The organism is Microbulbifer sp., assembly GCF_051659245.1.
Taxonomy (GTDB): domain Bacteria; phylum Pseudomonadota; class Gammaproteobacteria; order Pseudomonadales; family Cellvibrionaceae; genus Microbulbifer.
In genome coordinates this window covers 1-21,204 of sequence record NZ_JBOFOC010000078.1, presented here as the reverse complement: position 1 = coordinate 21,204, position 21,204 = coordinate 1, and the positions used below count along the sequence as shown (strand labels likewise).

The 21,204-nt window shown below is 59.0% G+C and carries 15 protein-coding genes and 2 pseudogenes; 4 read left to right on the top strand and 13 right to left on the bottom strand.

Going from position 1 to position 21,204, the window contains the following annotated elements; translation table 11 throughout:
• Positions 1-28: 28 nt before the first annotated feature.
• Positions 29-592 carry a hypothetical protein gene (locus ACRC0P_RS08060; protein ID WP_438629692.1) on the top strand — a complete coding sequence of 188 codons (564 nt, stop codon included), beginning with the start codon at positions 29-31 and terminating at the stop codon, positions 590-592.
• A 122-nt stretch (positions 593-714) separates the two neighbouring features.
• On the opposite strand, the gene ACRC0P_RS08055 is transcribed toward ACRC0P_RS08060, so the two are convergent.
• The 3 genes from ACRC0P_RS08055 to ACRC0P_RS08045 all read right to left on the bottom strand — a co-directional run bounded on the left by ACRC0P_RS08055 (position 715) and on the right by ACRC0P_RS08045 (position 2,785).
• Entirely contained in the window at positions 715-1,386 is a 672-nt protein-coding gene (locus ACRC0P_RS08055) for an RES family NAD+ phosphorylase (protein ID WP_438629690.1), read from the bottom strand.
• Positions 1,379-1,750: an MbcA/ParS/Xre antitoxin family protein gene (locus ACRC0P_RS08050; RefSeq protein WP_438629688.1), complete on the bottom strand. Its 372-nt coding sequence runs from the start codon at positions 1,748-1,750 to the stop codon at positions 1,379-1,381. Before ACRC0P_RS08050 ends, ACRC0P_RS08055 begins: the two co-directional genes overlap by 8 nt.
• A gap of 111 nt (positions 1,751-1,861) precedes the next feature.
• A complete protein-coding gene (locus tag ACRC0P_RS08045) occupies positions 1,862-2,785 on the bottom strand; it encodes a competence protein CoiA family protein (RefSeq protein WP_438629686.1) in 924 nt (307 codons plus the stop codon).
• Between the two features lie 184 nt (positions 2,786-2,969).
• On the opposite strand from ACRC0P_RS08045, the gene betT reads away from it, so the two are divergent.
• Both betT and betA read left to right on the top strand, forming a co-directional pair.
• Positions 2,970-5,036 (top strand): choline BCCT transporter BetT, encoded by a 2,067-nt coding sequence (betT, locus tag ACRC0P_RS08040; RefSeq protein ID WP_438629684.1) that lies wholly within the window; start codon positions 2,970-2,972, stop codon positions 5,034-5,036.
• 10 nt (positions 5,037-5,046) lie between these two features.
• Positions 5,047-6,744 carry a choline dehydrogenase gene (gene betA, locus ACRC0P_RS08035; protein WP_438629682.1) on the top strand — a complete coding sequence of 566 codons (1,698 nt, stop codon included), beginning with the start codon at positions 5,047-5,049 and terminating at the stop codon, positions 6,742-6,744.
• Positions 6,745-7,024: 280 nt separating this feature from the next.
• Here the strand turns inward: betA and betB are convergent, their stop codons facing one another.
• The 4 genes from betB to nhaC all read right to left on the bottom strand — a co-directional run bounded on the left by betB (position 7,025) and on the right by nhaC (position 12,320).
• Complete coding sequence (gene betB, locus ACRC0P_RS08030) at positions 7,025-8,506, bottom strand: betaine-aldehyde dehydrogenase (RefSeq protein ID WP_438629680.1); 1,482 nt, start codon at positions 8,504-8,506, stop codon at positions 7,025-7,027.
• 35 nt (positions 8,507-8,541) lie between these two features.
• On the bottom strand, positions 8,542-9,081 hold the full coding sequence (locus ACRC0P_RS08025) for a Dps family protein (protein ID WP_438629678.1): 540 nt from the start codon (positions 9,079-9,081) through the stop codon (positions 8,542-8,544).
• 418 nt (positions 9,082-9,499) lie between these two features.
• Positions 9,500-10,747: an NAD(P)/FAD-dependent oxidoreductase gene (locus ACRC0P_RS08020; RefSeq protein WP_438629676.1), complete on the bottom strand. Its 1,248-nt coding sequence runs from the start codon at positions 10,745-10,747 to the stop codon at positions 9,500-9,502.
• A gap of 67 nt (positions 10,748-10,814) precedes the next feature.
• A complete protein-coding gene (nhaC, locus tag ACRC0P_RS08015; protein WP_438629674.1) occupies positions 10,815-12,320 on the bottom strand; it encodes a Na+/H+ antiporter NhaC in 1,506 nt (501 codons plus the stop codon).
• A 261-nt stretch (positions 12,321-12,581) separates the two neighbouring features.
• Here nhaC and ACRC0P_RS08010 point away from each other — a divergent pair, with 261 nt between their 5' ends.
• The gene (locus ACRC0P_RS08010) at positions 12,582-13,133 is read left to right on the top strand and encodes a DUF1176 domain-containing protein (protein ID WP_438629672.1); all 552 of its coding nucleotides are present in this window, start codon (positions 12,582-12,584) and stop codon (positions 13,131-13,133) included.
• A gap of 357 nt (positions 13,134-13,490) precedes the next feature.
• Here the strand turns inward: ACRC0P_RS08010 and pelA are convergent, their stop codons facing one another.
• The 6 genes and pseudogenes from pelA to ACRC0P_RS07980 all read right to left on the bottom strand — a co-directional run bounded on the left by pelA (position 13,491) and on the right by ACRC0P_RS07980 (position 21,142).
• A complete protein-coding gene (gene pelA / locus ACRC0P_RS08005; protein ID WP_438629670.1) occupies positions 13,491-16,541 on the bottom strand; it encodes a pectate lyase in 3,051 nt (1,016 codons plus the stop codon).
• Positions 16,542-17,134: 593 nt separating this feature from the next.
• Positions 17,135-17,551, bottom strand: a complete 417-nt coding sequence (locus ACRC0P_RS08000; RefSeq protein WP_438629865.1) for a glycoside hydrolase family 95-like protein — start codon at positions 17,549-17,551, stop codon at positions 17,135-17,137.
• 6 nt (positions 17,552-17,557) lie between these two features.
• A pseudogene (locus ACRC0P_RS07995) lies at positions 17,558-18,721 on the bottom strand (glycosyl hydrolase family 95 catalytic domain-containing protein); the annotation flags it as partial.
• A gap of 29 nt (positions 18,722-18,750) precedes the next feature.
• Positions 18,751-18,852: pseudogene (locus ACRC0P_RS07990) on the bottom strand (hypothetical protein); the annotation flags it as partial.
• Between the two features lie 184 nt (positions 18,853-19,036).
• Positions 19,037-20,146 carry a pectinesterase family protein gene (locus ACRC0P_RS07985; protein ID WP_438629668.1) on the bottom strand — a complete coding sequence of 370 codons (1,110 nt, stop codon included), beginning with the start codon at positions 20,144-20,146 and terminating at the stop codon, positions 19,037-19,039.
• A gap of 243 nt (positions 20,147-20,389) precedes the next feature.
• Positions 20,390-21,142, bottom strand: coding sequence for a rhamnogalacturonan acetylesterase (locus tag ACRC0P_RS07980; protein ID WP_438629666.1), 753 nt, complete (start codon positions 21,140-21,142; stop codon positions 20,390-20,392).
• Positions 21,143-21,204: the final 62 nt, after the last annotated feature.

Here is a 21,204-nt window from a genome sequence, read left to right as displayed (position 1 = left end):
ATAGATTTGAAGAAAAAATAGTGTATATATGTTATATTTTATTCCACTGCAAAGTCCCCATCTTCCACGCAAACCAAACCCGCCAAAAGATATTTCCCCACCCCAAAAGAACAAATATATCTTTATTTTTCAGCAAGTTATCTGGATTGGTCATTTTATGTTCAGACTGCTTTTCCCACCTCCACGTACGCGCACAGCAGCGCCCACAGGGGCAGTGCTTCTGGTAGAGAACAGTGCTCGCCCGCGCCATCCGGGCAGCGCAACAACGCCAGCGGCCGGTTGCGCAGCTCCTGCAGCGGTTGGGGGCAAAGGCGAGCGGGTAGTAGAGAAGCTGCCGCTTGCCGATGCCCGCGGCCGGGAAGAGGGTTTTCTCGGGACTGGCGACCTGTATAGCTGCAGCCATGATTGTCAATATGAGTACCAAAACCTCTCACGAGGTAGAGTGACGACCGCCGTCCTTAGTTATGAACAGGCCGCCGAGGTTCTGCACCAAGACCCTATCACCTTCTTGTCGCCCGCCGCCCAGGTGAAAGCCGTCCAAAAGGGAATTTCCGGGCCCGATGCCAAGAAGGTGGTCGGTGAGGGACAGTGAACCCTGGCGGAGCGAGCGCGGCGTGATAGTGAGTTTATTTGCGAGCAACCGATTTTTGCCTCGTCAAACTGTGGCCTCAAAAACCGGACAACTTATGACCCCAAGAACACTATCCGCTGAAGTTACAACTGACCTTCCTGCATATAACTGAAGCCCGTGAATCTCTCGCCATCCCAGTGATAGGCCAAATGTCGCGTCTGGACGGCCGGGGGGATGAGAGCCGGCGGGCGGAGTATTGCGACACTCTCACCTCCATCGTAGCGGACTGACCGGTAGTGAATTCCGAACTCCGAGCGGTCCCTGCAGTCGCGGCCGAACGCCTGGCCTGCGTTCCACGAATCCGGCGTGTGCAGGTCGGCAATCCCTCTCGCGTCAACCAAGTCTGCAGTCACCGTACAGCGGAAACAACGCATGGTGAGCTGTCGCGGAGGTTCCTCTGTATCCTCCATTCGCCGGCGCTGGCTGTGCATACTCTCGGCTACTGCAGTCTCGAAGCTCAGTCCGGCATAGTAGATCCCAAAACTCCCGTCAGTGAATCGCGATGCCATCCCGATATGGGTGAAGGCCGCCATGATAGGGGAAGTGCCGGGGCCCACAACCCGGTCCTCGGGAGGAACCAAAGCGATTTCACCAACCTCGTCTCGCAACCGGTCATTCGTCATGGATTCCAGGGCATAAGCAGCATCCAGATGCTCCGGGTCCACCAGGGACTCGAAAAGCTGAATCGGGGGATACCAGCTGGGGATAATGCGGTAGGTGGGCGCATCCATGCGCGAATAGTCCCGCTTAGCCAAAATGCGCGCCTCTCCAGCTGTCCAGGTACCGGCGCACGTCCAACAAATCGGAGACATTGCCCGCGAGCATGCGCTGCAGGGCGGACTGACCTCCAAAGGCCCGATTGGGCCGGCGCATATACTCGTCCCAGTCGCGGCGCTCCTCCAGGATCTCCACCCCCTTGCGAATCCCCATCAGGAGACTGAGCCGCTCCAGGGTGTCATGGCTGAGCTGCACGGGAGCACCGCTCTCCACCTTCTTTTTCCAGGCATGGAGCGTGGTCCGGGAGCTGATGCCGAGCAGCTGGCACTGCTCGTCCTGGGACAGTTTCCAGTGCTCCGGGCCGGTGACATTGAAAAAGAACTGCAGGCCGGCAGCGGCCATGGCAGCTGTAGATATCTTCTGAGGGGCAGGTTGCGAAAGAGACATCATCCACCTCGGACGTTCATATCTATACGGATTATAGATATTTGTTCAAATATGAACAACTCAAGCTTAGACTGATCGGTCAGGGATTTGATGCTCGTGAAACTGGCTGTACAGGTGAGTCCGGCAGGAATCGCATGTAGCGTGGAGAAACTTGCGCCCCTTCCATTTGCTTTGGCACTTCAGACAACGGAAAACGCCAGATGGACCACTTTCACGAATCTGCACTGGCTGCGGTGGCTTGGGAGGGGCAGGATTGAACCCTGGAACTCGACGCCGGGACTGGGATGTGAAACAAGGTTGATCTTTTGCGGGGTCATACTCTTTCAAGAGGGCATTGCGCAGTTTCGCACGCACTGCCTCGGTACGGGGATGGTACAGCCAGTAAATACTCTCGGGCCAATCCGGTGAGTCGCTGAAAAGGGATTGAAGGACCGGAAGTATACGCTTCTGGCGTTCGGGACCTCGACGATACCGGGCCTCCAATTGGGTTATATCGACAGCAAGGACCCCGGTGAACTCATCTTCCGGGAGATCCGGCGGTAAGCGGCCAGGGTAGTCAATGTATATAGCCAGTGTGTGGTTACCGAGTCTGGCCTGCAGATCGAAGGGGCCATCGGTTCGATACTCGGAAATCTCCAGTTTCTGAGCCCGGTTAACCCGGCCTTTCTTCAGTATCGGGCGGTATTTGCCGATGCGTTCGGCCACCACCAGCTCGGGTAGAGAGAGGCTGCTTAGCTCGCCGGCGAGGGCCCGCTCAATCAAGTACAACCTGCAACAACTGAAGAACGAGAGTTCGCAGGCCTGATACGGTTTGTCATCAGCCTTGGGGTCGTGTGCGAAATGCCAGACGGTCTTTTGTCCGTGACGCGCAATCACACCTTGCCCGCATGACGGACAACGGCAGTTACAGTCCCGACCACGGGGAACGTCGAAGACCTCCACCATGTGGTTATCGCGGTGGATGGCGAAGGGAATCAGGACCTCTGACATGCTTCAGCTCCATGCGAGAAGACCTGACAAGGTTGCCAGAATCACTGCGAAGGTGCCAAGTCTCCCGGATGATGTCGGCCGCCTCGAAGGCGGCGAAGCGTGACTCGTTTACCAGTCGTCTATCCTATGCGGTAACCCGCAAAAGTGAACCGTCCATCAACGGATCACGGCAAAGGAAAGCGCCATGCACGCCGAGAAGCCCTCACCAGAGACGTCCAAAGCCACAACAGAGGAAGCCCATATCAAGCCGCTGGTGTTCTACGGCTCGGTGATCGGCATAGTGCTCTTCTCCCTCTGGGTCATGTTCTTTACCGAGCAGGCCAACGAGGTGATCGGCCTGGTGCTGTCGTGGATTTCCAGCAGCTTCGGCTGGTTCTATTTTCTCGCGGTAGTGGCCTACCTGGTGTTCGTGATCGTAGTGGCGGTGTCCAAGTTCGGCGATATCAAGCTGGGGCCGGACCACGCGGAGCCGGAGTTCAATGTGGTCACCTGGGCGGCGATGCTGTTCGCCGCCGGTATCGGCATCGATCTTATCTTCTACTGCATCGTGGAACCGGTGACCCAATTCCTGGCGCCCCCGGATATGGAGGGGGGTACCGTGGAAGCGGCGCGCCACGCGATGGAACTGACCCTCCTGCACTGGGGGCTGTCCGGCTGGGGGGTCTACACCCTGGTGGGTATGGCACTGGCCTTCTTCAGCTACCGCCACGGGCTGCCGCTCACCATCCGCTCCGCGCTCTATCCGCTGTTCGGCAAGCGTATCTACGGACCGGTGGGCAACACGGTGGATATCGCCGCGGTGCTGGGCACGGTATTCGGGGTGGCCACCAGCCTGGGCATCGGCATTATCCAGCTCAATTTCGGCCTCAATTATATGTTCGGGATTCCGGAGGGCACCGCCACCCAGGCGGCGCTGGCGGTGATGATTGTGCTGTTTTCCGCCATTTCCGCCGCCACCGGGGTGGAGCGGGGTATCCGCCGCCTGTCGGAGTTCAATATGCTGCTGGCGGTGCTGCTGATGCTGTTCGTGTTGGTCAGCGGCAAGACCCGCTTCCTGCTCGACGCCTTTGTCACCAACCTGGGGGACTACCTGCAGCATTTCATGGAGCTCTCCTTCAACACCTACGCCTTCGACCCGCCCACCGACTGGCTGAACGCCTGGACGGTGTTCTTCTGGGCCTGGTGGATCGCCTGGGGGCCCTTTGTGGGGCTCTTCCTCGCGCGGATATCCCGCGGGCGCACCATCCGCGCCTTCGTCGCCGGCACCCTGATACTGCCATTCACCTTTATGGCCGCGTGGATGGCGATCATGGGCAACTCGGCGATCGACATGGTGATGGGCGGCGCCACCGGATTTGGCGAACAGGCGATGGCTCGCCCGGGCTCGGCGATCTATCTTTTCCTGGAACAGTTGCCCTGGGTGCTGATTACCACCATTTCAGTCACCATCCTGTCCATCGTGTTTTTCGTCACCTCCGGGGATTCCGGTTCGCTGGTACTGTCCAACCTCACCAGCCGCCTAAAGGACCCGAACCACGATGCACCGCCGTGGATGCGCATCACCTGGGCGGCGATCATCGGCATAGTGACAGTGGCGCTGCTGATGGCCGACGGACTGGTAGCGCTGCAGAGCGCGGTGGTGATCATGGGCCTGCCATTCGCCATCGTGCTGATCCTGATCATGCTCAGCCTGTACAGGGCGCTGAGTCTGGAGGGGCTGAAATCCGCCAGCATGCAGGAGGCTCTCTCCGGCCACCTGTCGGGCCGCACCGTCTCCCGGGAAGGCCCCAGCAACTGGGCCCAACGGCTGTCGCGGGCGATAAGCTTCCCCTCCCTGAAGCAGGTGGAGCAGTATATCCAGCGCGAAGTGCAGCCGGCTTTCGAAGCGGTGAAGGAGGAGCTCACCGAAAAGGGCTATCCCGTCCGGATCAGCGGCGGAACCGGTGAGGATCTGCACCTGAAGCTGGACGTGGACCTGGGAGAGGAAGTGGATTTCACCTACCAGGTGTGGCCGCGCCAATGCTCCATGCCCGCCTTTACCCTGCTCGCGGAAAAACCGCGCTCCAGCTACTACCGCCTGGAGCCACACCTGCGCGAGGGCGGCCTCACCTACGACCTGATGGGCTACACCCGCGACCAGGTCATCGGCGATATCATCGACCACTTCGAAGCCCATCTGCAGTACCTGTATACACGCCGCGAGCGGGCCGCCCGCACGCCGGGGGAAGAGGGCCAACCCGGCCCGACATAGGAAACCGGTAATGAACGCAATCCGTTTCGACCACGCATTCGACTACGTTATCGTCGGCGCCGGTTCCGCCGGTGCGGTGCTCGCCAACCGCCTCAGTGAAGACGGCAAAAATACCGTGCTGCTGCTGGAGTTCGGCGGCAAGGACAATTCCATCTATATCCAAATGCCCACAGCATTTTCCATTCCCCTGAATATGCCGCGCTTCGACTGGGGATTTTACAGCGAACCGGAACCCGGCCTGCACGGGCGGCGCATCCACCAGGCCCGCGGCAAGGTGATCGGCGGCTCTTCCTCCATCAACGGCATGGTGTATGTGCGCGGCTGCGCAGGGGATTTCGAGGAGTGGGTGGAACAGGGCGCGACCGGCTGGGGCTATGCGGACGTGCTGCCCTATTTCAAACGCGCCGAGGACTGCGTTTACGGCGCCGACGAATACCGCGGCACCGAGGGACCGCTGACCACCTGCAACGGCAACAATATGAAAAACCCGCTGTACCGCGCCTTTATCGAAGCGGGCAAACAGGCGGGTTATGGTTTCACCGAGGACTACAACGGCTACCGCCAGGAGGGCTTCGGGCGCATGGATATGACCGTGCGCAACGGCGTGCGCTGCTCCACTGCGCTGGCCTATTTAAAGCCGGCGTACCCGCGCAAAAATCTCGAACTGAAAATGCACGCGCTCACCACCCGGGTGATCATGCAGGGGAAAAAAGCCCTGGGCGTGGAATACCGTCAGGGCAGTAAAACCTTTCGGGCAAAGGCGGAAAAAGAAGTCATCCTATCCGCCAGTTCATTCAACTCCCCCAAACTGCTGATGCTGTCCGGCATTGGCCCGGCGGAGCATTTGAAGGAGCACAGCATCGAGGTGATACAGGACCTCCCCGGGGTGGGCCAGAACCTGCAGGATCACCTGGAATGCTGGGTGCAGCAGGAGTGCACGCAGAAAATCACCCTGAACGGCTGGCTGAATCCACTGGCCAAGGCCTGGATCGGCGCCAACTGGCTGTTCTTCAAGCGCGGCCTCGGCACTTCCAATCACTTCGAATCCAACGGCTATATCCGCAGCCGCGCCGGCCTCAGGTACCCGGATATCCAGTATCACTTTCTCGCCGGCGCCATCGCCTACGACGGCTCCAGCGCGGTGAAGGGGCACGGCTTCCAGGTGCACCTGGGGGCGAACAAACCCCTGAGCCGCGGCTGGGTAAAGCTGAAATCCACCAGTCCGGAGGAACCGCCGGAGATGGTGTTCAACTATTTTGCCCACGAAGAGGACAAACGGGCCTTCCGCGCCGGCCTGCATTTCACCCGCGAGATTTTCGCGCAAAAAGCCATGGACCCCTACCGCGGCCGCGAAATATCCCCCGGGCCGGAGGTGCAGAGCGACGACGAGATCGACAACTGGCTGGCGGAGAGCTGCGAGACCGCCTACCACCCCGCCGGCAGCTGCCGCATGGGCACCGACGACATGGCGGTGGTGGACCCGGAGTGCCGGGTGCGCGGGGTGGAAAACCTGCGCGTGGTGGATTCCTCCATCATGCCCACGCTGACCAACGGCAATATCAATGCGCCGACGATTATGATCGCAGAGAAAGCGGCGGATCATATTCTGGGAAAAAAGCTACTGGAGCCTTCTTCCGCGGAGAGCTACGTGGCAGAGAATTGGCAAAATACCCAGAGAGAAAGGGAACCGGATCGGCCGCCGAAGTAAATTAATTTCGAAGATTTTGTAGGAGCGGCCCATGGCCGCGATCGGAATAGCCGGCAAAGCCCGGAATTTTTATTCATGCGGGCCTTCGGCCCGTTGCCGAGCTGGAGCTCGGCGTTCCCAGGGAGCGACCCCAACCCTCCCTGCACCTTCAGGCAAAGCAAATCCCTGTAGGAGCGGCCCATGGCCGCGAGCGGGGTATCCAACAAGGTGCCATCCCACAGATCGATCGCGGCCATGGGCCGCTCCTACATGGGAATGGGGTTGCCCCTGTATTCGGTATTCAATACGGCGCTTCCACATCCCCCTGCGCCACATACACGGTTTTCAGCCGCGTATAGTGCTCAAGGGCCCTGCGGCTGTTTTCCTTGCCGATACCGGACTGCTTGAATCCGCCGAAGGGCATTTCCACCGGGGTCAGGTTGTAGTGGTTGATCCACACGATACCCGCGTCCAGATTGTCCACCACCCGGTGGGCGCGCTGGATATCGCGGGTAAACACCCCGCCGGCGAGGCCGAATGCGGTGTCGTTGGCCCGCGCGAGCACCTCGTCCTCGTTGCGGAAACTGAGCAGCGACAGTACCGGCCCGAAGATCTCCTCGCGCACGATGGTCATATCGTCATCGAGGCCGTCGAAGATGGCGGGCTCGACAAAATTCCCCCCTTCGAAGCCCGGCACCTCGGCCCTGCCCCCACCGATCAGCAGTTTTCCGCCCTCCTGACGGCCCTTGTCGATGTAATTCAGGACACCCTGCATATGCTCAGTACTGATCAGAGGCCCCACGTCGGTAGCCGGGTCCAGGGGGTCGCCCACCTTGAGCTTGGCGGTGCGCACCAGCAGTTTTTCCGCAAAGGCATCCTTGACCGACTCGTGCACAAATACCCGCGTGCTGTTGGTGCAGATCTGCCCCTGGGTGTAAAAGTTACCCAGCATGGCCGCGCCCACGGCATTGTCCAGGTCGGCGTCCTCGAACACGATCAGCGGCGACTTGCCCCCCAGCTCCAGGGTCACCGCCTTCAGGCCCTCGGCGGCGTCGCGCATCACCGCTTTGCCGGTGTCCACCTTTCCGGTAAGGGAGATCTTGGCAATGTGCGGGTGACGGGTGAGTGCACGGCCGGTTTCGGCGAACCCCTGTACCACATTGAAAATCCCGTCCGGCAGGCCCGCCTCGCGGAACAGCTCCGCCAGGCGCAATGCGGACAGCGGGGTCAGTTCCGCCGGCTTGAAAATCATCGCGTTGCCCGCCGCCAGGGCCGGCGCGGACTTCCAGGCGGCAATCTGCAGCGGGTAGTTCCAGGCGCCGATGCCGGCGCAGATACCCAGGGGTTCCGGGCGGGTATAGAAAAAACCGCCGGGGACCGGCTGGTATTCCCCGGCCAGGGAGGAGGCCTGGCCGGCGAAGAACTCCAGGCAGTCCGCGGCGGAGCCTACGTCCGCCTCCGGGGTCTCCACCACCGGCTTGCCGCCGTCCAGGGATTCCAGGCGCGCCAGTTCGTCACCGTGATCGCGCAGCAACTGCGCGGCCCGCGCCAGTATCCGGCCACGCGCGGCGCCGCCTATGGCGGCCCATTCGGGCTGCGCCCGCGCCGCGGCTTCCACCGCCAGGTCCACATCCTCGGCGCTGGCCTCGGCGACCCGGCAGATCACCTCGCCAGTGGCGGGGTTCAGGGTATCGAAGAAGTTCCCGCCGCGGGCGGGGGTATAGCGGCCGCCGATCCAGAGCAGAAGGTCATCCCGCTGTGACATACCAGTGTGGTGTCTCATACTACTCCTTGTTGGTATCGCAGCCGCCACGCCCGTCAGTGTCGGATTACAGGGCCCTCGCGACTGGCTTCGAAGAGGAACCAGGCGCGTTCTTCGGCCTGGTCGATCAGCTCTTCCAACAGATTGTTGGTGCCCAGATCCCGGTGCTCGTCGCACAATTCGTGAGTCTCCCGCAGGCGTTCGGCCAGCGTCAGGTTGTCTTCGCGCAACTCCGCCAGCATGTCCTGCGGATCGACAAAGTCCGCGTCGTTGTCCGAACTCCGTTGCAGCTTGGCGACCTGGCCAATGGAGCGCAGGGTGGTGCCGCCGAGCTTGCGCACCCGCTCGGCCAGTTCGTCGGTCATCTCCAGAATCTCCCCCGCCTGCTCATCGAACAGCAGGTGATAATCCCGGAAATGGGGACCGCTTACATGCCAGTGAAAGTTCTTTGTCTTCATATAGAGCGCAAAAGTGTCGGCGAGCAGGGCATTCACCGCCCCGGCGATATCCTCCCTTGCACTCTCGCCCAGGGCGGTGGGGGTTTTGAGCTGCGGGGGCTCTTTCCGGTGCACTTCTCTCTTGGCGGCCTTGGTCATGGTCTACCTCTCTCGGAACTACTAGTCAATCGGTGTCAATCGATAAGGTGTCGGGCGAAAAATACGCCACTCTACGAAGACTAGACGCCAGATTCTGTTTGCGCCATTGGTATCAGAATCAACCTGTTACCGTGAGCCAGGACGCGACCCTCTTAGCTTTCCTGCCTTTTCGCACATTCCGTCCAATAAAAGGCTTTACAAAAATTTACCACCTGACTAACCTTTTTGAAATTTTGGTATTGCCAATTTCGGGGGCGGGCAGGCCAAAGTCTGAAGCAACCGTTCAGCGATGATCGACGGCCATATGCCCAGCCACGGCCAATGCCGAACCGGCGCCGGTCAACAGTAATTCCTCTCTCGCAGGATCTATTGGGCGCCCCTCGGGGCGCCTTTTTTTGTCCCAGACTTGCCGATACCTCTAAAACCTGTCAACGCTAAACGGCGCGGCATCAATGGCCGTGGGATTTTTTCCCGTTAACCGGCTCACGACCAGTTCCGCGCTGACGGCTGCCTGGGTCAGCCCCAGGTGCTGATTACCAAAAGCAAACAACAGTTGCGGATGCCGCGGATGCCTATCGATGACAGGCAGTGAATCCGGTAGCGTGGGGCGATGCCCCATCCACTCGCTGACCTGCACGAATGGATCGTTCAGCCCCCCCAGGAGTTTGCGGCAGTGATGGTAGAGCGCAGCAAAGCGCCGTTTAAACGGCTTGAGCTTTAACCCCCCCAGTTCGGTTATACCAACCACCCGCAAACTGGAGTCGAGAGGCGTCATCACAAAACGGCGTTCCGCGGATCCTATCGGGTGATTGAGGGTGACATGCGGTGCATTGAAGGTCAGTTGGTAGCCCCGCTCGGCTTCAAGTGGAATGTGTAAACCGACGCTTTCCAGCAAGGATTTGCTCCACGCCCCGGCGCAAACCACGGCATAATCAAACGCGAGCCGCGCTGTCGATGTCTGCAGGGTTATACCCTTCGTATCGGGCAACAAGGCGTCAACCGCCTGTTGTACAAAGGTTCCGCCCCGGGCCTGGAAAGCGGAAAACAGTATTCCGCACAGCTGATAGGGATCTCTGACCCGGCAGGCTTCGGGGAAAAATAAGGCGTGACTGATGTTCTCCGCCAGTTCAGGTTCCAGTTGTGCCAGCCTCTCACCATCGACCAGTTCCGATCTAACGCCCCACTGTGACAGATAGGCGGCGTGCTGCCTGGCTTCCTCCAATTTTTCCGGTGACTCCCATACCAGCAGATATCCCGAGTGCACCAATTGCTCCCCGGCCTGGATATCCGCCAGGCACCGCTTCCAGGCCGGCACCGCGGCTTGATTGAGCTGTTGCAGGGCGCTGCGGCCAGACTCAACGGCGGCAGGGCGGGCGGCCCGGATAAACCGCATCAACCAGGGTATTATTCGGGGGATATAGGCAAGCGGTAATGACAATGGCCCATAGGGGTTAGCCCACATGGGCAGGGCTGATCGCAGCGTTTTCGGCGTCGACAATGGATCGATCAATTCCGTTGCAAGATAGCCGGCGTTACCAAAGGAAGCACCCAGTCCCGGTGCACCCTTGTCTACAAGAGTTACTTTGTAGCCCTTTCGCTGGGCCTCCAATGCCGTACAGAGCCCCACCACCCCTGCGCCGACAATGGCAACCGTCTTAGCCCGCATTTCTCACAAATCTCCTACTGCGGCTCTTTGTGAGAAATGCGGGCTAGCCTGGGCGCCAGCTGTGCCGTCACAGCCCCAGCCCTGCATCAGACGTCTCCTTAGGTGTTTTTACAACATAGTCATCCGACTGAGGGGTTGCTGCAGTCCGGGGAGCCGTTGCCTCTGCGCGTTTGGAAAACCAACCGGTCTGTGCGTACAAAATGCCAATTGCAGGGGACAGCCAACAGGCAAACGACAGCGGTATATACAGCAATGCGCTGAAATCCCCCGCGCCCATGCTCAGCCCGAGGGCACCTATGACAAACGCCCCGCCGGCATTCCAGGGGATCAACGGTGAAATCAGTGTCCCACCCTCCTCAATCGCGCGGGACAGGTTGAGCCGGCTGTAGGCAATTTTGTCGTATTCGGGACCATACATGCGGCCGGGAAGCGCGATGGACAGATAGACATCACCCGACACCACATTAGTGGCGATAGATGTAAGGATGGCGCTTGTCTGCAAACCGCGAAAACCCCTGGTTAAGCGCATAATGGCCCCAACCACCGATTCCAGGCAGCGGGTGCGTTCCAGGGCGCCGCCAAAGGTCAGCGCAAACATAATCAGAGTCACCACCCAGGTCATTGAAGTGACGCCGCCCCGGTTCAACAAAGTGTTCAGCGACTCTGAATCACTGGAAATTTTGAAGCCACTGTGGGCGATCGTCAGCACGTCGTGCAGGTTGTAGCCGTAGTTGATAACCGCCACCAATGCCCCAAAGCAGCAGCCAATAAATAAAGCGGGAATCGGTGATACTTTAAAGAATGCCAGCCCCATTAGAACCAGCAAGGGTATTACCGGGAGGAACCCCATATCAAAATGGGCTTTCAGCCCCGCTTTAAGTTGCTCAATTTGCGCCAGTTGCGCCGCTTCGACATTGGCTTCCCCACCCACAATCAAATAAATGCAAAAGGCAATAATCATTGCCGGGATTGTAGTGGGCATCATGTTGCGAATATGATCAAACACATTGGTTTCGGTAACGGCGGCCGCCAGGTTCGTCGTGTCCGACAGGGGAGAAACCTTGTCCCCAAAGAAAGCCCCCGATACCACCGCACCCACGGTCCAGTAAACGGGAATGCCGAATGTAGTCCCGATTCCAACAAGCGCGAGACCGACAGTCCCAACGGTTGTCCAACTGGAACCGATAACCACGGCAACCACGGAACACAGCAGCATGGATGCCGCGAGAAACCAGGCAGGGTTGATCAATTCCAACCCATAGTAGATCAGCAGTGGCACCGTGCCGCTGGAAATCCATGTCCCCACCAACATTCCCACCAGAATCAGCGTGGCGACAGCGGGCATTGCAACGTGCAGCACATGGAAGGCACCGGATTCAATATCTTTCCACCGATAGCCCTGAAACCAGCCCACCAATGCGGTAATGGCGAAACCCAGCGCCAAGGCGATATGCGGAGTAAAGTCATCGTAGTAGAAAATCTGAATACCAAGCAATCCGATGGTCAGCACGATGGGAATCAATGCAACCCCAAGGTTGGGAACCGGTATATTGGGTGAATCGCTTTGTTTCATCTTTATATTCCACGGAGCCTGGCAGCCTTCATTCTAAGGCCTGTGCCCACTAAATTCGATACTCAAGTTTCGGGATTCGAGGGTCCTGTCAAAGGCGAAAGCCGGGGGAGTGCTTCCGGGACAGCCGTAGGGTGCGCCGTGCGCACCGAAAGCCCCGGGCCCGCCGGCCTGGAGCGGTGCGCACGGCGCACCCTACGGTTGAACCCCGAAACTTGAGTTCGATAGCCGCTCCCGAATCGGGATACCTGGATCCGTAACTTCATGATTTCCAACAGAAACTTCGCTCTTGTCATCGTCATCGTAGTGGCCGCAGCGGTCGTTGCAGCCACTTACGTCAATCCAATGGACAAGGCCGATAGCGCTTCCACCGATGGATTCCCCGCCGAGCTTCGCGACAGTCATGGGGAATGCCGACACGAAGAGCTCCCGGAAGGGCTTGAGCCGACGACCCATCCCCTGGGCGCCGGCCGGCTACTTCATATCGTCCCCTGCTGGGCCGGCGCCTACAATCTCGGCAGCCTGGTTTTCGTGACGGGGGCGAAAGGCGAGGAGCCGCAACTGGTTACGTTTGATGAATACCTGCCGGATGGCAAACGCACACGAACGGAAGTCCTGGTCAATGCCGCATTCAATCCGGAGAGTGGTGTATTGACCAGCTTCAACAAAGCCCGCGGGATTGGCGATTGCGGCTCCATGGGCAAGTGGCTCTGGCGTGCCGGCACATTTCAACTCGTCGAGTTCCGGGCCCGCGAATGCGGGGGTGAACCTGTGGAGTCGTCCGAGTGGCCGGTTCTATACCGGGCGCAGGAATAAGGAGTAATGGAGGGTCTCTATAAGCTCGGACGCAGGTGCGCCGTGCGCACCATGGAGAGTGGAGTCCACGTCAGCTCTGGGATGGTGCGCACGGCGCACCCTGCAGCGAGGATCGGGGAGCGCAGCGACTTGCTCATCTTCCAGCCTTGATGGGCACTAGCCCGCCATAGACGGGTTGATGGCCTCGCGGTTCAAGGAGGCCACCTCACCCCGACAGTCCCCCTCCCCCGGCCCCTCCCCCGCAAGCGGGAGAGGGGAGAGCAGTTACACCCAGGTAATAAAAAGCCGCTTTTGAAAGCGGCTTTCGACAGAGTTTCCTGTGACTCGGCATTTGCCGAGCCAGAGGTATTTTATTTATCAGTAACCTACACTCCCGGCATAGGATATTATTTTTTCTCCATAACTTCCGCCCCAGCTATAGCCTTCGCGGCGCTCTTCCGAGATGTCCATGATGTCGTAATACTTTCCGCCATCGCGATCACTGAAGAAACCTTCGTTGGTGTCGAGGTCGTAAAAGCGATACCACATTCTGTCGCCAGGTGAGGAAACGATTTTTTCTGCGGTGGATTTGTCGTAGGTGTAATCTTTCAGAATGGTATTCGGGCTGCGATACCAAGCCAGAGCAGCTTTCACTGCAGTTTCAATTTCCGGCGTTTGCGGTTGAGTCATCAAGAACCCGATGATTTCAACCGATTCGCTGCCACTGAGTGATTCAAGTTCGTATGCGCGCGCGGCCTTCGGTAAATAATCCGTTGCCCCGTGCTGCGCGCACCACGCTGTCAATACACCGTTTTGCCTCCACTGTGCGCGCAAGACATATTCCACCCCTTTGTCAATGGCAGCCCGGAATTCCGCTCGGTCGCTACTGTTGAAAATATCCGTATCAAAAGGCGCTGAACCCTTCTCCGCATGATATAGCGCAGTCAAAACACGCGTCATGGCGTCATCGTTAAAGGTGACATGATCCGCGTAGCCGCCCTTTAAAGGATAAAACTGCGGCCAGCCGCCTGTGGAATATTGCGCTTCCAACAGATAATCCATGGCTCTTCTGACGGAATCGCGGTAAGTGGTATTGCCCGTGCGTTTATACATTTCCGCCAGGTAGGTCATTTCCAGCGTGGTCGCACCGTTATCAATGGTGGCGGGACCGGTGCCGCCGCTGCCCATGCTGCTGTAGGACTGGTTCTTCGGCCAGCCGCCGTTGTCGTACTGATAAGAGAGAATGATATCCGCCTGATTGGTGCTCAGGCTCCACTCAGTCAGATATCGGTTAAAGCGGCTGTGTACCGGGTTGCCCTCCTGTGGCAATAGGGGGACGCGGGCGCTGTTAACACTGCTGCCACTATAGCTCGGTACCCAGGCGCCAAAGATGTTTTCCACGGTGTAGTCTGCTGCTTCCGCAAAGGACAGCTGCCTGGACTGGGGCACCCGTCGTGAGGTATCCGCGCCGGGACCGGTATTTTCATATTCGGCAAAACGCGCAGTGTCGAGCGTGTTGCCGCCCATGGGTCTCCAGCCCTCAGGCAAAATATGCGCACCCAGATCTACTCCCAGATAGGTTGCCGAACCGTAGGGGCGCCAGTTTCTGCCGAGTGCAACACTGCCGTTGCTGACATTGGAAGAAGCTGTCACCTGCCCGCCAAGAAAGACGATACCGTAAGGCTCTGCCTGTTCCGTGCTGGGTGCGGTAATCGCCGTGCCGTTGCCTACACTGTGAATCCGGCAGTTATCAAAGACCGCCGCGGCGCGGCCGAAAATATAATCGACAGTTCCCTCGACATAACAGTCCCTGAAGTACTGGGATCCACTGTGCACATAGAGCGTATCCTGGTTGCCGAGAAAGCGGGTATTGCGGAATTGCACACGATCCGCCGTAATCCGTACGGCAACCGCCTGGATTCCCGGGCCATGGCTGTTTTCCATGGTGATATTTTCCACCGAAATATCGTCCGCTTTAATAGCAACACTCGTACTACCGAAAGTACCGAGGGTGCCTCCGTTTCCGTCGGGTGTGTCCGCCGTGTCGTCATAGGTCAGAACGGTCGAAGCGGTTTTCCCGGTTTCACCGCACAGGGTCAGGTTCGGCCGGTCGATAACGAGTTTTTCATAGTAGACGCCGGGCTTGATGCGAATGTGTGTCGGCTGGCTATTCGAGGATGAAACACTGTTGATCGCAGCCTGCACCGTGCTGTACTGCCCACTGCCGTCCTTAGCGACCGTTATGACCGGCACACCTGTGACATCATTACAGTCAGCAGGGTCAGGTCCAACACCACAGGCCCCCGGAAGCAAACTGACGCCAACGGCAGTCAGGGAATCGATATTGGGTAATCCATCTGCGGTTTGCGCAACCAACCTGATGGTATTTTCACCTGCCTGCAAGGGAACAGTAACGCCTTCGGTGGTCCAGCTTGTCCATGCCCCACTGGAAGTAAAATCAACCGTACCCACTACGGAACCGTTCACCTCGATGTCTGCCGGGCGATTACTGGTCGAAGCATATCGAATATCGACCTGCACGCTCTGCGCCGAGTCCGCATTAATGCTGTAGGTAGCGCTCGCGCCAAGTTTGTTATCCGTATTGGCAAATCCACTGCCGGTGAAACCAGCATGATTACTATCTATTGAACCGTCCACCGAACAGAAACCGTCGCTTTCCTGAAGGGTCAGCGCTGTAGTGGCGGCGATAACCGCGTCATCGCCATTGGAGTTGAAGACGTTACCACTGGTGTCAACGACTTTGACCCAGTAGTAATAGGTGCCATCGGCCAGGTCGCGGTCGGTGTAGCTGTTTCCCGCGACATTGGCGACGATGCGGGTGCGACCCTGCGGGTTGGAGTCGGTGTCGCGGTAAACCGACTGGTAGGAGATATCGATATTGCTGACATCCCAGTTCAGAGTCGCATCGGCGCCGGAAACACTCACCGCCAGGTTTACGTTTCCGGTGGCGCCGGATGAACCGCTTTCATAGGTTTCGAACTCGGCAACCGCTGGCGTGCCGTTGCTGCTCAGGATTTCGAAATTCAGCTTGGTGAGGCTGGTACTGCTGAAGTTGATTGTGCCCGCACCCGCACCGCTTGCGAGCACATCGCCGGTGCTGTGGTTGACCATCCGCCATGAACCGATATTGCCCGCGAAGCCTTCGGCTTCCCGAATCACCGCGCTGCTGACAGTGGTTGCCGAAGGCCACTTCACGGATACGCGACCGGTTGAACTGTCAGGTATCCAGTAGGTGCCGGTGTCGCCGTCAATAACGTTACCGTAACTGGTGCCGCTGAGCTTTGATGAGCCGTCAGCGCCGGCACCGATGGAAAGATTATCGCCCGTTTGTGCCTGCAGGCTCACAGAGCCGAACAGGAGTAGTGCAAGCCCCAAGACCTTTTTCTTTGGTCGGATCATTGTTTTCATCGCTCCATTTTGTTGTTGTTGATTGGTAATTACTCTCCCCTCTCCCCAAAGGGGAGAGGGGACTGTCGGGGTGAGTAATCCGTGACTTCCTCGCTATACCGCTGGCATGTCAAGATAAATTTAGCCCAACCAAATTGGGTTTGAGAGGCTAGTTCTTGAAAGGAATACTGTAAAGCCGCTCCGGCGCGAAGTTACACACGAGGTCGTTGGATTGTGGGGGCTGTCCCACTTTGTCAGTCCCTTGTCGGAGGGAGCGATGTGTCATCCGCCCAAGCATAGACCAGAGAGAATCACTACAATTGACTGCCGTCCACTATTGGCGTGGCAACGCTTCCGGGACAGCCGTAGGGTGCGCCGTGCGCACCGCTCCAGGACTGGTGGGGGTCTCAGACTTTTGGTGCGCACGGCGCACCCTACGGCTGCCCTGCAGATGAGAACAATACTGCTATGCGCAGTGGCCTTCTCGCCAGCAGGGCCGGCTCCCACAGCTGGCCACCCATTACCAAGTACCAGTCCCCGGCCCATCTCTGAAGCCCGAAATTTGAGGAAGTAAGAATTGCGTGAAGAACAGCCCGGCGGCCCTAACTGCTCCCCTATTTCCGCCTGGCAAGTTTTCCTTCCGGCGCGCGAAAGCGATAGCTTTCGCCGGCGGTAGTGGAAAACTCGATCAGCTTGGTATCCGGCAAAATCACCTTCTGCAGACTGGCCAGGGGTGAAATTACCGGGGCCGCGGTGGCCGGTACCGAGAAGAACGGATTGGGGTTGGTGCTTTCCGACCCCGGCTCGCGGAGTTCCAGGCTTTGCGCGGGCCGCAGGGGGCTGTGCAGGCGTAAGCGGCAGTTGCCGCCCAGTCGGGAGGTGACCTCCAGGCTTTCAACGGCGCCCTCTTTCCAACTCATATTCACCACGAAACCGCCGCGGGTCACCAATCCCTTCACGCTGCCGTCCGGCCAGGCATCGGGCAGGGCGGGCAGCAGGTGGATGGCGCCGTCGTGGCTCTGCACCAGCATTTCCGCAATACCGGCGGTGACCCCGAAATTGCCGTCGATCTGAAAGGGGGGATGGGCGTCGAACAGGTTGGCATAGGTTCCGCCCCGTTTATTGACCTTGTCTTCCCGCTCATCCACCAGGGTCAGCTGGTCCTGCAGCAGTTTATAGGCGCGGTTGCCATCCAGGAACCGGGCCCACAGGTTTACCTTCCAGCCCATGGACCAGCCGGTGGAAACATCCCCGCGGTGTTCCAGGGAGGTTTTCGCCGCTGAAAAAAGCTCGGGGGTGCGGTAGGGGGAAATCAGGTTGCCGGGGTGGGCACCGTACAGGTGGGAAACGTGCCGGTGGCGGTCCTCGGGGTTGTCCCAGTCCCAAAGCCATTCCTGCAATTGACTGAAGCGGCCGATATGCATCGGCGGCAACTGCGCGCGCTTGTCGGCCAGCTCTTTGGCGAAGCGGTGGTCGACGTCCAGAACCGCCGAGGCATCGATTACCGCGGAGAAAAGATCAAATACCAGTTGGTTGTCCATTGTGGTCCCGGCGGAAACCGATACGCGGGGTTCGCCACCCAGATACTTGTTCTCGGGAGAATTCGAGGGTGCGACTACCAGCCAGCCTGACTCTGGTTCCCTGCGCAAGGTATCGGCGAAGAACAGAGCGGCATCGCGCAGTACCGGATAATACTTGCGCAGGAATTCCCTGTCGCCGGTATACAGGTAGTGTTGCCAGATATGCTGACTCAGCCAGGCGCCGCCGCCCTGCCACTGGCCGTAAAAGCCCCCGTCGACCTCGCCGGTGATGCGCCAGAGGTCGGTGTTGTGGTGCATCATCCAGCCGCGGCCGCCGTAAATTTTACTGGCGCTTTCCCGGCCCGTTACGGAAAGATCCTCAAGCATGGAGAAGAGCGGCTGGTGCAGTTCCGACAGGTTGGTGCTTTCGGCGGGCCAGTAATTCATCTCGGTGTTGATGTTTACCGTGTACTTGCTGTCCCAGGGTGGATTGAGGTGGCGGTTCCAGATTCCCTGCAGGTTGGCCGGCTGGGTGCCTGGCTGGGAGCTGGAGATCAGCAGGTAGCGCCCGAACTGGAAATAGAGCGCGGCCAGCTCCGGATCTTGGGTTTTGGCGAAGTTCTCAACGCGCTTGTCTGTGGGCAGGGCCGCTGCCTCCGTAGTTCCCAGATCCAGGTGGAGGCGGTGGAAGCCTCGATTACCTTGCCGACATAAGGGGCTGAGTCTTCATTGACGTTGTTATTGGGCCCCCCGGCCCACACGGTGTCCTCGTTGAGCTGTAGCTCCTCGCGAACCACACCGACGTAGATCATCGCTCCCAACCGGCAGGGCCTGGGACCAGTTTTCCGCGGGTTTTTCGTACCAAAGCGTGAGGCTTTTATCCTCCGGGTCTACGGCCTTTTCCCGGGTGGTGGCGTCGGCTGGGGCCACGGCAACCAGCAGATTGCAGGCCAGGGCGATGAATTGTAGTAATCGTTTCATGGCTGGTTGTCGCTGTTATTCAGAGGAGGGCTCTTTAAAGGGCCGCAACCAGTCGCCGAGGATTTTTTCCCGGGTGTATTCTACGGCCTGCTCATCGCTGAGCTGGCGCCGTTTGGTATTGACGGCGGCGCCAGGGCCGCGGCTTTGGTATTCGTAAAAGCGCGCGCCTTCCGGCTCGAAAACGGTGCGCTTGCCGCCGTCACGGCTGGTGCCGCCCATCGAAGCCCAGCCGTCGCGGGCGATATGGTCGTCCATCCAGGTACCGATAAATACGCTAGCGCCTATCGCATCCGGGTCCGCGTAGCGGCCGTCGGCAAAGGTGGTGGTGGGGTGCCAGGGGCGGCCCAGGGGCACTGAATCCGCCGGTACGCCGGTTTCCTTCAACAGGCGGCAGTTGAGGAATACCAGTCCGTAGGGGTTGCCGATATTGGTGCTGGGCGCGGTGACGTAGCCGGTGGTGCCCATCTTCCTGGCCCGCGGCCGGTTGATGATATCGCTGTTTTCAAACAGCACAGTGCCGGCGCCGAAAATAAAATCCACATTGCCGAGAATTTCGCTGTCGAGGAAATAACTGCGGCCACTGTTGGCGTAGAGGGTATCCTGGTACCCGGAGAGGCGCACGTTGCGGAAGGCGGCGCGGTCGCTGTTTTGGGCAAGGGTGAGGGCCACCGCCTGGGTGCCGCGTACTTTTTCCGTGGCATCCGGCTCCAGGGCGTCGTTGGCGAGGAAGTCGAAGCTGTTCTCTATGGTGAGGTCTTCCGCGCGAAAGCCGGGTGCGTATACGGAGAGGGTGGCGGAGCGGAAGGTGCCCCAGGTTTCGTCCGAGCCGGGCATTTTCTGGCCGGCGTAGGCGTCGTAGGTGATTACCGTATTGTCCGTGTTCTCACCCAGCAGGGTGATGTTGGGTTTGTCCACGGTGAGTTTTTCGCGGTAGTGGCCGTTGCGGATATAGATTATATGGGGTTTCTCCGCGGCGGCGGGTGCGGCTTCGAGAGCTGCGCCGATGGTGTGGTAGGTGTTCTTTGTGATTGGGGATTGCGGGTCCACTACCGCGTGGTAGTCGGACTGGGCGATGCTGACGTTGCAGAAGAAGAGCGCCGTGATGGCAATAATCAGATATCGCATGGTGTTGCTTCCCAAGTTCTATCGTAGCCCGGGGGCGGGCCTGCGGCCCACTTGCGGAGCTGGAGCTCCGCGGTCCCAGGGGGGGCCATCACCTTGTGGGGACGGCGGGGCGGCCATCCGTCCATGGCCGCAATCTGCCTCGCTTCGTAGCGGATGTCGATCGCGGCCATGGGCCGCTCCTACAGCGAACGATCATATTGAACCCCGAATCCCGAGTCCCGAGTCCCGAGTCCCGAGTCCCGATCAATAACTGAACGTCAGGTGCTTGGCTTCCGGTTCGCGTAATTTTTTTGCCAGTGGGTGGCCCATTTTTTTCATTTCCCTTAGTGCCAGCTGTGCAACTTCCCGCGCGCCCAATTGATTCAGGTGGGTGTCGTCGCGTACGCCGTTAGGGTAGTTTGGATGGGTGTCCGGCGGTATGTGCAGGAAGCGCAGGGCGGAGTTCTCGTCGCCCTGTTGCTGGAAGTGTTCGCGGGTAATGGCTTCCATGTCGATAAAATCCACCTTCTCTTCCTTGGCCACTTCCCGGCTCAAGGGAGCGTAGGGATGGGTGTGTTTGATGGTGCCGTCCTCCTTGAAATAGCGCCGGGTGATCGGGCTCATCAACAGTGGCGTGGCGCCCTTGGCGCGGGTTTCGCGGATAAAGCGGGCCAGGTTGGCTTTGTACTGTTCCGGAGGAGTGTAGCGATCCTTCTTCTTCTCCGACTCGTCGTTGTGGCCGAACTGGATGACGACGAAATCCCCGGGCTGCAGGGATTTTTCGATACTTCCCCAGCGCCCCTCCTCGATAAAAGTGCGGGTGCTGCGGCCGTTCATCGCGCGGTTTTCCACTTTGACGCTTTCATTGAAAAACAGCGAGAAGGGCATGCCCCAACCGTTTTCCGGGTGGTCCTTGACCGGTTTGAACGCCATGGTGGAATCGCCGGCCATATAGAGGGTTTCAGCCTGGGCGAGCATGGGGAGGAGCAGGGAGAGGGCGTAAAGAGTTTTTTTCATCTTGTTACCTCCGTTGTTCTCATCTTGTTGTAGGAGCGGCCCATGGCCGCGATCAGGATTTG